Source organism: Acetobacter sp. DsW_063 (assembly GCF_002153745.1).
Lineage (GTDB): Bacteria > Pseudomonadota > Alphaproteobacteria > Acetobacterales > Acetobacteraceae > Acetobacter.
The window spans coordinates 56,052-66,528 of sequence record NZ_JOPL01000007.1 but is presented as its reverse complement, the minus strand read 5'-3'; the positions used below and the strand labels follow the sequence as shown (position 1 = coordinate 66,528).

Annotated in this window: 15 protein-coding genes; 9 read left to right on the top strand and 6 right to left on the bottom strand. The window is 55.7% G+C overall.

What is annotated here, in order from left to right; all coding sequences use genetic code 11:
- Nucleotides 1–76: 76 nt before the first annotated feature.
- Nucleotides 77–439 (bottom strand): hypothetical protein, encoded by a 363-nt coding sequence (locus HK28_RS01915; RefSeq protein WP_158093356.1) that lies wholly within the window; start codon nt 437–439, stop codon nt 77–79.
- On the opposite strand from HK28_RS01915, the gene HK28_RS01910 reads away from it, so the two are divergent.
- Nucleotides 429–2,393, top strand: coding sequence for a hypothetical protein (locus HK28_RS01910; protein WP_086642930.1), 1,965 nt, complete (start codon nt 429–431; stop codon nt 2,391–2,393). The two genes, HK28_RS01915 and HK28_RS01910, sit on opposite strands and share 11 nt — an antisense overlap.
- 76 nt (nt 2,394–2,469) lie before the next feature.
- On the opposite strand, the gene HK28_RS01905 is transcribed toward HK28_RS01910, so the two are convergent.
- Nucleotides 2,470–3,120 carry an Arc family DNA-binding protein gene (locus tag HK28_RS01905; protein WP_086642929.1) on the bottom strand — a complete coding sequence of 217 codons (651 nt, stop codon included), beginning with the start codon at nt 3,118–3,120 and terminating at the stop codon, nt 2,470–2,472.
- Between the two features lie 472 nt (nt 3,121–3,592).
- Here HK28_RS01905 and HK28_RS01900 point away from each other — a divergent pair, with 472 nt between their 5' ends.
- The 3 genes from HK28_RS01900 to HK28_RS01890 are packed head-to-tail and all read left to right on the top strand — an operon-like array spanning nt 3,593 to nt 4,973.
- Nucleotides 3,593–3,925 carry a hypothetical protein gene (locus HK28_RS01900; protein WP_143217277.1) on the top strand — a complete coding sequence of 111 codons (333 nt, stop codon included), beginning with the start codon at nt 3,593–3,595 and terminating at the stop codon, nt 3,923–3,925.
- The gene (locus HK28_RS01895) at nt 3,922–4,746 is read left to right on the top strand and encodes an ORF6N domain-containing protein (RefSeq protein ID WP_086642927.1); all 825 of its coding nucleotides are present in this window, start codon (nt 3,922–3,924) and stop codon (nt 4,744–4,746) included. Before HK28_RS01900 ends, HK28_RS01895 begins: the two co-directional genes overlap by 4 nt.
- Nucleotides 4,743–4,973 (top strand): hypothetical protein, encoded by a 231-nt coding sequence (locus HK28_RS01890; RefSeq protein ID WP_086642926.1) that lies wholly within the window; start codon nt 4,743–4,745, stop codon nt 4,971–4,973. The genes HK28_RS01895 and HK28_RS01890 overlap by 4 nt, the downstream gene beginning before the upstream one ends.
- Before the next feature lie 106 nt (nt 4,974–5,079).
- On the opposite strand, the gene HK28_RS13910 is transcribed toward HK28_RS01890, so the two are convergent.
- The 4 genes from HK28_RS13910 to HK28_RS01875 all read right to left on the bottom strand — a co-directional run bounded on the left by HK28_RS13910 (nt 5,080) and on the right by HK28_RS01875 (nt 6,577).
- Nucleotides 5,080–5,229, bottom strand: coding sequence for a hypothetical protein (locus HK28_RS13910; protein ID WP_158093355.1), 150 nt, complete (start codon nt 5,227–5,229; stop codon nt 5,080–5,082).
- Between the two features lie 178 nt (nt 5,230–5,407).
- Nucleotides 5,408–5,614, bottom strand: a complete 207-nt coding sequence (locus tag HK28_RS01885) for a cold-shock protein (protein WP_086642925.1) — start codon at nt 5,612–5,614, stop codon at nt 5,408–5,410.
- 369 nt (nt 5,615–5,983) lie between these two features.
- Nucleotides 5,984–6,277, bottom strand: coding sequence for a HigA family addiction module antitoxin (locus HK28_RS01880; protein WP_086642924.1), 294 nt, complete (start codon nt 6,275–6,277; stop codon nt 5,984–5,986).
- A gap of 18 nt (nt 6,278–6,295) precedes the next feature.
- Nucleotides 6,296–6,577 carry a type II toxin-antitoxin system RelE/ParE family toxin gene (locus HK28_RS01875; RefSeq protein WP_086642923.1) on the bottom strand — a complete coding sequence of 94 codons (282 nt, stop codon included), beginning with the start codon at nt 6,575–6,577 and terminating at the stop codon, nt 6,296–6,298.
- Nucleotides 6,578–6,841: 264 nt separating this feature from the next.
- On the opposite strand from HK28_RS01875, the gene HK28_RS01870 reads away from it, so the two are divergent.
- The 5 genes from HK28_RS01870 to HK28_RS01850 all read left to right on the top strand — a co-directional run bounded on the left by HK28_RS01870 (nt 6,842) and on the right by HK28_RS01850 (nt 10,473).
- On the top strand, nt 6,842–7,459 hold the full coding sequence (locus HK28_RS01870; RefSeq protein WP_086642922.1) for a DUF3800 domain-containing protein: 618 nt from the start codon (nt 6,842–6,844) through the stop codon (nt 7,457–7,459).
- Nucleotides 7,460–7,844: 385 nt separating this feature from the next.
- Nucleotides 7,845–8,192 (top strand): hypothetical protein, encoded by a 348-nt coding sequence (locus HK28_RS01865; protein WP_086642921.1) that lies wholly within the window; start codon nt 7,845–7,847, stop codon nt 8,190–8,192.
- Between the two features lie 12 nt (nt 8,193–8,204).
- Nucleotides 8,205–9,110 carry a hypothetical protein gene (locus HK28_RS01860; RefSeq protein ID WP_086642920.1) on the top strand — a complete coding sequence of 302 codons (906 nt, stop codon included), beginning with the start codon at nt 8,205–8,207 and terminating at the stop codon, nt 9,108–9,110.
- A complete protein-coding gene (locus tag HK28_RS01855; protein WP_198945764.1) occupies nt 9,107–9,310 on the top strand; it encodes a hypothetical protein in 204 nt (67 codons plus the stop codon). The genes HK28_RS01860 and HK28_RS01855 overlap by 4 nt, the downstream gene beginning before the upstream one ends.
- Complete coding sequence (locus tag HK28_RS01850; protein WP_086642918.1) at nt 9,307–10,473, top strand: hypothetical protein; 1,167 nt, start codon at nt 9,307–9,309, stop codon at nt 10,471–10,473. The genes HK28_RS01855 and HK28_RS01850 overlap by 4 nt, the downstream gene beginning before the upstream one ends.
- The last annotated feature ends 4 nt before the right edge of the window (nt 10,474–10,477 follow it).

Sequence of the window (10,477 nt, the reverse complement as noted above, 5' to 3'; positions counted from 1 at the left end):
TGCGTTTTGCGGCTTGGAGATGATGGCGAGAGCCACCCGTGGTGTGGGTAGTTGGTGTGGCTTAGGGTTCATGTGGCTATTGCCATCCGTGGGCGCGCAACTGCGCGTCCAATATCTGAGCATCAGTCATTGGCCAAAAGTAATCGTGTATAAAAATATACGCGATCGTTGCTAGGGCGTAGAGGGCCAGAAATACCAGCGGTGTGAAGTAAACGACGCAACACTTCGCTGGCAAGGATAACTGCCACCACCATTCCTTGAGCGTTTCAGGTTCGCGCTGATGAGGAATGGTTAATGCGACGCGCTGGCGCACGTGCGTCCGGCTCGATTGCTGCTGACGCTCACGCCACATAGGCGTTCCGCCGTCGTCGAACTCATCGTCCGTTTCGAAATAAGGTGGCTTCACGCCGCGAGGATAGCACAGGCTTATGGCTGACATCTACAAAATCGGCGTAACCATCGCCATGAAGGACAACGCCTCGGCGGTTCTTCAGACGTTGGGCAAGCACGTCCTCGGCCTGAACATGTCGGTCGACCAGCTTCAGGGAAAATTTAACCGGCTGCACGTTGCGGCTGCTGGCTTCATGGGCGTGCTTGTTGGTGGGGCGATGGTCCGTGGCCTCGACAACCTGTCCAAAGCCGGAGCCGAGCTGCAGAAGCAGCAAACGGCCATGAAGATCGCGGGTATGTCTCACGTCGAGATCATGAATGAGACCGCGCGCGCCTATAAATCCATGTCAGAAGTTCGCGGCCCCGACATCGCGGACAGACTTCATGCGCTCCTGGAGCTCAGAAGCATCATTGGCGCAGGCAAGAGCGGTCACGACTATGGCGAAATCAATGCGACACTTCCGGCGTTCCTGAAAACGCGCGCTTTGTATGGCGACGAGGGGTCGAAGGACATCTTCCGGGTTGTCGAGCAGATGGGCGGAGCGCGGTTCTCTGCCGATGGCAGTTTCGACGACGCCAGATTCAACAAATATCTCGACGCGACAGTAAAGACTCTTCAGGCATCAGTCGGCACGATCAAGCCGTCTGACCTGAAGAACGCGATGCAGATGGCGTCCGTTACAGCGCGCGGCATGGACCCCGACGCGTTCTGGAACATGATGATGACGCCCATCATCGAAATGGGGGGATACCGGGCAGGTACCGCCGTGACGGCGATGTCTCGTGCATTCTACGGCGGCGTAATGCCGCAGCGGAACGCCGAGGAGATGTCTCGTTTAGGCATAATCCATGGAATTCACCAGATCAGTCAAAGCGAAATGGATGCACTGCATCTTCCTGACCATTTATCGCGAGATGACCGGAAAAGGCTTTCTTCTCAAGGGTATCGGTTTGGCGCGGATGGTCGCGTCATTATGTCGCGAGGATCGTTAGCTGGCGACGCGGTACTGAATGATCCTTCCCAAGGAATTTTCCCTTGGATAAGGGATTACGTGGCACCGAATCTGAGGTCAGACTACCAGAAGAATATAGCGAGCAGGCCAGGGAACACTGAGTCGTTCGATGCGTATGTCCGCGACGAAATCTACAAGCTTCTTCCGACCGAAACTGCGAGGCGCTTTGGTGCGCTGATAGTCCAGCAGATTACGAGCATCGAGCGCGACCAAACTTTACGCACCCAGTCAAAGGGAATTTCCGCTTACGACGACAGCCAACAAAACTACGAAACACAGTTAAAAAACCTTCAGGCGTCGTGGAAGTCATTCACTCAGACCATCGGTCTTCCAGCCGCGCAGGACGCAGCGCATATCCTTCGAGAAATTGGAGGCGGTCTCGATAAGCTTACCCAAGCCGCTTCGGCGCACCCAGATGCCGCGAAAAACTTCATACGCGTTGCAGAAGCGGGGGCCGTGCTTTTCACCGTAGGTGGAACTCTTTCAATAGCTGCCGTCGCTCTTGGGCCGTTCGCCAAAGGCATTCGTTTATTTGCGCGGGTCATGACGAGTGAGGCTGTGGCGTCATCAGTCCCAGCGATGGCAACGTTTGGTACGAGCGCGCTCGCCTTAAGCAAGCGCCTGTTGCTCGCATCCGCGAAACTGGGCGTGGTTGGAGTGGTCTCCGATCAGGTGGTTAGGGCCGTTGACCCCGGGGATCATGCGGGAGCTTGGGTCGATAGGCATATTCCCGGAGCCTCTTGGCTGGACAATCAGGCGTCCCGGATTGGGCTAGGCAGATCATACGATGAGCAACGCCGCGTAGAGGAGCAGATACACCCCACCCGCCCACAACCCATCCAAGTAAACCTGAACGTTGACGGCAAGAAAATCGCTGACGTGCTGTTCGACGTCGAATACGGGCGCGCGATGTCGGACCTGCGTGCGCAGGGAAGCTATGCCGATGGCGTTGGTAACCCGCGTATGCCGGGGATGGCGTTTGGGAATTGACGCCGATGCGCGGGGAGGGCGAGGGGCTGTGGCGGGGTAGTTAACGGTTCCGCTCGTTCGGGAATGGCAATAGGACTCACTCACCCTCGCCAATCCCCTCCTCTTTCTCAAGAGATTCAAGCCTCTCCCGCATCATATCCCTCGTAATCTCTAAGTTGTGGGCCTTCAGCTTCAATTTTGTGGTTCTTGATTTGGCTCTAGCCTCTTTGAGTTTTGAATATAATTCCTCCTGCTCTCTTCGTATTTCCTTTATTTTGTTTTCCCATTCCTCGTATTCAGATTCAATACCAGCGATCTTTTCAGACTTAACTGGGTGTCTTGAAAGCCATTTTTTTCTATTTTCTTCTCTTAGCTGCTCTTCTTTATTTAAACTATCCAATAGTACGCTAATATCGCCGCTTTTCTTTAATTTTCGTATTTCTTGTATGGCAGATATAGTTAAGTACGCGTTTTTCTCGCTTCTTTCCAGTCTGTCCGACTCATTTGATGACATGTAGCGAATATTCCAGGCTATTTCCCGCTCATCATCGGTCAAGCCTTCAGTATTGCTGGGGTTCTTAATGAACTCATGTAATTTGTCCCAATCTGATCCGAAGGTATTCTCCAATCTCTGAATAATTTCAGCATTCATAGAATGCGACCGAGCGTCAGCGGCGTCTTTTAATTTGAGAGTTAGTTCCTTCGGGATGCGAAGCGTTATCCGGGTGTATCGGTCATCATCAGACATTGCGGCCTCCTGAAACAATGAAATATCGGTAACACGACTCTCGTGTCATATCCAGTTGACACGACACTCGTGTCCATTCATTGTGGCGACACGACATCAGTGTCGTACGACGTAAGGAGATGCAAATCCCAACCCCATTCCAAGATTGTCCTCGGATGACATTACGGCTGAGGCCTGATGTTTATGAGGCGCTTCGACGATCCGCTGCGGGAAGTGTTCGCAGCCTGACGTCGGAAATTAACGAACTGCTCGCGTCAGTTCTTCTGAAAACAGAAAAGGCACCGGGGAGCCGCCAAGCAAGCCCCGATGCCTCTGAGTGAACCTTGGAGAGATTCAACGGATGACAGATAGCACAAATGCGCCTTCGTGCGCAAAACCAATTCACGTGCAGAGGTGGGAGAATTTGGAGTGCAGGTATTTCCTGCCCCCATCCGGTCGCCTGACGCTCCCGTTTTCTCCTCTGAGCGACGTGGTGAAACTCCTGAAAATGCCACCGCAGAGCGCCCTTAACGCAGAGCGCACATTCATCGACGGCCCTTACTGCGATCTTCTCGTGTGGATCACGACAGAGAATGGGCGCGAGCGTCTGGTCCCACATGATTACGCGGCAGCATTCTTGAGCGCCCTTGTGCAGCACGGGGCTGGGCATCGAAAGGCCGAAAAGAGATTCCTTGAAGGCTCATCAACAGCAGTACAAAAGATCACCGCTTCCTACAGCCTGCCTGAATTCGAACGTAAGCGCAACGAGTTTATGCGCAACGTCGCTGAAGACAGGGAAGTGCAAGTTGAAGGAGGCGCAGCATGAATCAGGTCACGATCAACGACCGCGCTGTGAACGTGGTCGAGTATGCAGGCCAGCGCGTCGTCACCTTCAAGATGGTGGATGAACTTCATCAGAGGCCAGAAGGCACGGCACGCAAGAGGTTTAATGACAATAAAGCGCGGCTCACCGAGGGTGAAGATTACTTCGTCCGAAATTCGGACGAAGCCAGAGAAATGGGATTTACCGCCCCGAATGGGTTGGTGATCCTGACCGAGCAGGGGTATCTGATGCTCGTCAAGTCGTTCACCGACGACATGGCTTGGGACGTGCAGAAGGCCCTTGTCCGCAGCTATTTTGGGAAGCAGTCGGCGCAGAAGCCAAAACGCATCCGTAAGCCTAGTCCGCTTTCTGTCTTCAAGACGGGGCAGGGCATCGCGATCCTGATGGGAATGGACGCCACGCAGGCCGGTTTCTACGGCGCTCGATATTGCGAGAAAAAGTGCGGCGAGAACCCTCTCGAAATCATGGGGATCACGTATCAGCCTGCGGTTGAGCAGGATAAATACCTGACTGCAACGCAGGTTGGCGAGGCACTCGGCCTTGGTTCCGGGCATGCGGCGGCTGTGGCTGCAAACAGGCTTATTCGCAGCCTTGGGTTTCAAGAAAAGGATGATCGGAACAATTGGGCCCCCACCGAGAAGGGTAGGCCGTTCGCGCGCCTTGACGAAACAAACAGAAAGCACGCCAAGGGCACGGCTCAGGCGTGGCACTGGAGCGTGAGGCTGATCGACGCCATCCGCGCTGAACAGGAGACCGCTCGTGCAGCCGTCCCTTTCGCCAAGACCCCGGAGCCAGCGTCATGAGCGCGCTGGTTGACGGCGACCGTCCGCGCGAGCGGATGGAGCCAGCCGAGATCGGTTTTTCGCTCGGCTTGGTGGCGAACATGGTGAACAAGCGTGGATCGGACGCGCTGCCGGAAGACGAGCAACGGGAGCGCCTGAAGACTGCGGCGCACGCGCTGAAGCAGATTTGGGACGATCTGGACGCGAAAGCCGTGCTTCGGGAGAGGCGGGCGTTGGAGGTGGTTTAGAGGGGCGTCTCCAGATTTGGCCGGACGACACTGTGAGCCTGTGACAGATGAGGCTTGTTATGGTGCCGTCCGTGCGACGGTAACGCGGATGTATCCCGACAGTTCGTTAGGGCTGCGGCCTGCCAGATAGAAAGCCGCCCTCGCTCTCCCACTGTTCCTGATCTCTAGCCATCAGGGCGCGCGCTCTGGCGTCGTCAGCGGCTCGTCGCTTCGCGCGTTCGGCCCGGAGTTGCGGCAGGATCGCTTCAGCTGGCATGCACATAGTCGCTCTATCCGCGAAGTGTCTGCCGACTTGTTGTGTGGGTCTATTGTGTGAGCGGGAATCTCCGCTCCCGTATATTGGCTTGCGCATTGCAGCCTCCATTGTAGAGGTTGCATGTGATATCTGGCGGCGGGATTACAACCCGCCGCGCAGTCACATATCGAGTATGCGGCTAAGCAAGGCTAACGTTGACCGCGCTGGGCTTGCCGTCCCGGCCATTTTGCAACGCGTAGTTGATTTTCTGACCTTCATTAAGATTTTTCAGGCCGGACTGCTCCAGTGCGCTGATGTGTATGAACACGTCGGGGGCCCCGTCATCAGGGGCGATGAAGCCGTATCCCTTGATTGCGTTGAACCATTTAACGGTACCTGTCGTCATGGCAGGTCTCCTTGAATTTACGGCGACGCGCGATTCAGCGCGTAGTCAGTTCCCCGGCTGGCCCCAGAATTGGAGGCGCGCTAGAAGCCGAGGAACCGCCGCGAGCATGGCGTAGTTTCTAACAGGGCGTCGCGCAACGTAATTTGTAGGCCCGCTCGAAGTATTTCGCCGAGTTATTTTTATCGTCTAAATATTATCGTCCTGTTCTTGCGCCAAAAACGGTGGATGCGCTCCTGTCACCCGTAGACGAGCGTAGCCCCACAGGGCCGCCGCTAAGATAGAAGAGCGCGAGGCCACCTGCGAGCAATAGGAATAGATAAACAATCAGCTTACGGCCCGGCTTGGGGTGCTTAGGAACCTTCACCATTCTCAAGCGGCCTCATAAGGGGCCACTTCCTTTTCGATCTGTGCGCCGATGCCAGCCGACACGCGCGACAGGTCGTGGTTCGCCTGGAGATTGATCCAGAACTGCGGCGTCGTGCCGAAGAACCGGGACAGCCGTAGCGCCGTCTCGGGCGATACGCCGCGCTCTTCCTTGATGATCGCGGTGATCCTGTTAGCCGGGACGCGCAACTGAAGGGCTAGGGCGTTCGCGCTCAGCCCCATGGGGATCATAAATTCCTCGCGGAGAACTTCTCCGGGGTGCGTCATAATGCGTGCCATAACCTTCAAGCCTCCCTGTTAGTGATAGTCTACGATCTCGACCTGCTCTGGGCCTGATGAGCCCCAGATGAAGCAGATGCGAAACTGGTCGTTGATGCGGATCGAGTGCTGTCCGGCGCGATCGCCCTTTAGGGCTTCAAGGTGGTTCGCTGGCGGAGAGCGAAGATCCTGCAGAACTGTCGCGGCTTCGAGCATATCGAGTTTACGCACCGCCACCTTGGCGATACCGGAGAAGTCCTTGTGCCGCCCGGTGCGGAACAGGGTCTCGGTAGCTTTGGAGGCGAATGACCGTATCGACATGGGTATTATATAACGCGTATTACGCGACGCGTAAAGATTTTTGTTTTGTTAATTTGAGGGGATGGTGGACGACGCCATCCATCCCGGAACCGCGCCGCCCGGCGGGAGGGTGCGGTCAGGTGTTGGCGGCTCGCAATGATGTGGGCCACTGAGGAAGGGATCGACACTTGAAATATCACTACATAATTGATTTCTCTAAGAAACATTTACGATATGAGCTAATCCCACTTGTAACGGCTAAGGGCGTGTGCCCTATAATCGGGCATGTGGATATTCATCGATGAATCGGGCGACGCCGGGTTCAAAATTACCAAAGGTTCGTCGCAACACTTCATTACGACGATGGTTATCTTCACGACAGAATCCGCCATCGCCCATGCGATTAAATCGATACAAGATTTATCTAAGAAATTAGAAATTGGCCCGGAGTTTAAATTCGGAAAATTATGCAATGACTATAGGGATGAGTTTTTCAGGGAAGTTTGTAAGTGTGATTTTATATCGCGATCAGTTGTTGTTGACAAATCAAAGATATATTCACCAACTCTGAGAGAGAATAAGGATAAATTTTACAATTACTTTATCGGGCAGATGCTTAGACACGACAATGGGGTTCTCAAAGACGCCAAAGTGATTATTGATGGGTCTGGAGACAGGGATTTTAAAAAGGAATTTTGCGGCTATTTACGGCGCAGCGTAGACGCCGGGTGCGTTCGGAAGGTGAGTCTAAAAGACTCAAAGGGTGAGCCGCTAATTCAATTGGCCGACATGGTGGCCGGGGCCATTGCCAGATCCTACAAATCAGACAAGCCAGACGCTGGACGATGGCGCTCAATGTTGGGTCGCTCTGGGAAGATCGACAACATCTGGAATTTTAGGTAGGTGCGCCTCAATACCCTAGACTACCGAGCGGTAGACACGCACACCATACGGAGACAGTTCGGGTATCGAGGCGTCTTGCAGGACTGATCTAAGTGACACGCAAGATTCGTGTCAAATTAAAACGCAAATTGCGTGTATCACGTTGTGTTGCTGACGCCACTCTAGGCCTGATTCCAGCCAGCGACGCCGATTTCGCCCTTGGCCACGGCCAGACACCCCCACAATCCCCTTGACAAACCGTACGAAAACACCCCTATAAATCTGTATCATCCGCATTCGTGCGTCCACGCCGCTTACCCGACCGGGTGGCGGCTTTTTTGTTGGGTTGACGCGACGAGTCGCAAGGCTCGATAATGTCGCTTCAATCATCAATCAGACGTGGAAAATGCGACGCTTAACTCTTGCAGTCGGCCTGCTGCTGGCAGGATGCGCTAACACAGGAAGATTCCCCGGCGCGACCGACATCCAGTGCATGCACACGATGATGGCGCATGGAGACGTCAACGGAGTGCCGCTCAGCTTTGATGCCGCCTACAGCCGATGCGAGCGGTGGAGTAATATCCACGACCCGAACATCTACAATTCCAAGATGATTCCTCTCGACTTCCGGGCCGACCCGAATTTGCAGGCTATGGCCGAGAACAGTCAGATCAACACTGAACACTGGCCGTTCGTGCCGCGCGACTCGACCGCGCCAATACAGAAGTGGCCAATCTTTACCGGCCAGCCGTAACTCAGGAATACCATGTCGCTCACGTCGATCGAGGCAGCCATCGGATCCGTTGGCCGCCTCGGGACGAGTGCGTCTGTCGTCATAGGGAGTGTGACTCTTTCCGGCGCTGAAGTCCCTGACGTGATCCGCGACGGCGGCCTTCAGCAACTTGTCGTTCAGAGGTTGCCAGGTGGGGGCCGAATAGTCGATGCGGTCGGCAACGATCCGAACAGGATCATCTTTTCTGCACGTTTCCTCGGGCCAAATGCGCTTTCCCGCGCACAACTCCTGAAGAAAATGCGGGTGGCCGGTAAGCCTGTCGCCTTCTCAGCCCCTGGCTTCGCAGCTCAGGTAAAGATCGCCGAATATTGGTATGAATACACCCGCAAGGGCGCGGTCATCCCGTATGAGATCCAGCTTGAGCAGATACCGTCGACCACGACGAGCAGCAGTACGGCGTCGAGCGCGCTTTCTGCTCTGATCGGTTCCGATGCCTCGAATGCTATCACATCCGTTACAGACACGATCTCAACCGTCTCGTCAGCGATCTCCAGTGCGAGCAGTCAGTTAGGCGCGGTGGTAGGGCAAATTACGCCGCTCGCTAGCCTTGTCGGCGCAGGATCGGCGTTGGCAAGCGTATCCACCGACCTGTCTGCGGTGACAAGCCTGACGGGCGCAGCGACGAACCTTGCGTCTGCGCCGTCATCTGTTGCGACCATGATTACTTCGATGCAATCAGCGGCAACGTCACTCGGGACCACGATTTCAGACGCCGGAGCGAACCTTGAGGCGATCACCGTTGGGGACGCCTCAGCGCTGACGACCGTCGCCCAGAACGCGAGCATTGCCTCCACGGCGGTAGACGCGCGGGCGTCAGTCGGGCGCGCTGCGCTCAACACAGGCGTCGCATCCGGCACGACGGTCTCGGTGATCTCCTGATGGCTACGGTAAAAGTCACCTCGTCCGACCGGACGCTTTATCACGTCGCGGCGGCGCAACTCGGCGACGCCACACAATGGTGGCGGATAGCGCAACTCAACGGCATGTCTGATCCGGACCTGTCGTCCTTTACGACGCCTGTGGCGCTTCAGTTGCCGGTCGTTGACTCCACGCAAACGGACGGCATCCCTGACCAATGAGCGACAGCATTACGGTGACGGGGACGCGGCGCAATCCGTGGCATTCCCCGCGTTGTAGGCTGCTTGTAAATGGTTCTGAGCAAACAGGCTTCGGCGTTCTGTCGTTTTCTCTCGACAGGACACGCTACGGTCGGTGCGACACGCTGACGTTGGAACTCGCGTTTGATAGATCGGTGACGCGGGCTCCTTACTGGTTCGACGTGTCCGACCCTACCGCTGGGTCGGCACTCTCTGACATCGATATCCAGTTGCAGATGCGCGACGAAGAAACGTCCGGCACACAATGGGCGGCGGTGTTTCAGGGGATCGTCGATAACGTCGCTTTCAGACCGTTCAGCAGCAGCGCGTCGATAACCTGTCGCGACTATCTCGCGAAGCTGATGGACATGCGCGTTATCGACGCGTGGCTGAACCAGACCGGCACAGAGCTTCTGAAGTCCGTCATTACAGCGGCTGGGTTGACGCCAAACGTCACGGTCTCCACGGGATACGAAGGGCAGTTCTGGCAGATCGAACACAAGCGGCATTCCGCAGCCGGTCAGCATCGTTTCCAGACCGCCTTTGATCTGGCGCGCTATGTCGCGAACGGTTCGAATTGCGACATCTACGCGGACGGGAAGACAATTGTCGTCGCGCCATATCCTTCGAGCGCAGACGCAGCATCATCAGTGACGTCGGTGCATTACGTCGATCTTGGTAGTGGGTCGCCAATCACATCCGACTTCTGGGATGCCAGTTTTTCGCGCGACTACCAGACGGCGAAGGGCGTCGTCGTGCATTGCATTTCGTGGGACAGTAAGCAGCGGATCAAGTCGGAAGTGTATTTCTCTGCTCTGGGCGCAGGGAAAACGAACGCCCTGACCAACGGAACGATGCACAGCTTCAAGTTCCCGGGGCTAAAACAGGACCAGTTGCAAGCGAAAGCCGAGACCCTTTACCGGCAGATCATCGCCCACGACAGGACGCTGAGTTTCACGATGCACGGTCGAGCGTCGTTGGCTCCGCGCCAGTTTATGACGCTCACCGGCACCGGCACGACATGGGATGGCACGCATGATGTGGACGCCGTGTCCAGCACATTCGGTTGGGATCAGGGTTACACACAGAACGTGACGCTTCGCACGCGCGACACGGCGGAAGACGAAAGCATCGAGTATGACTAGGAGC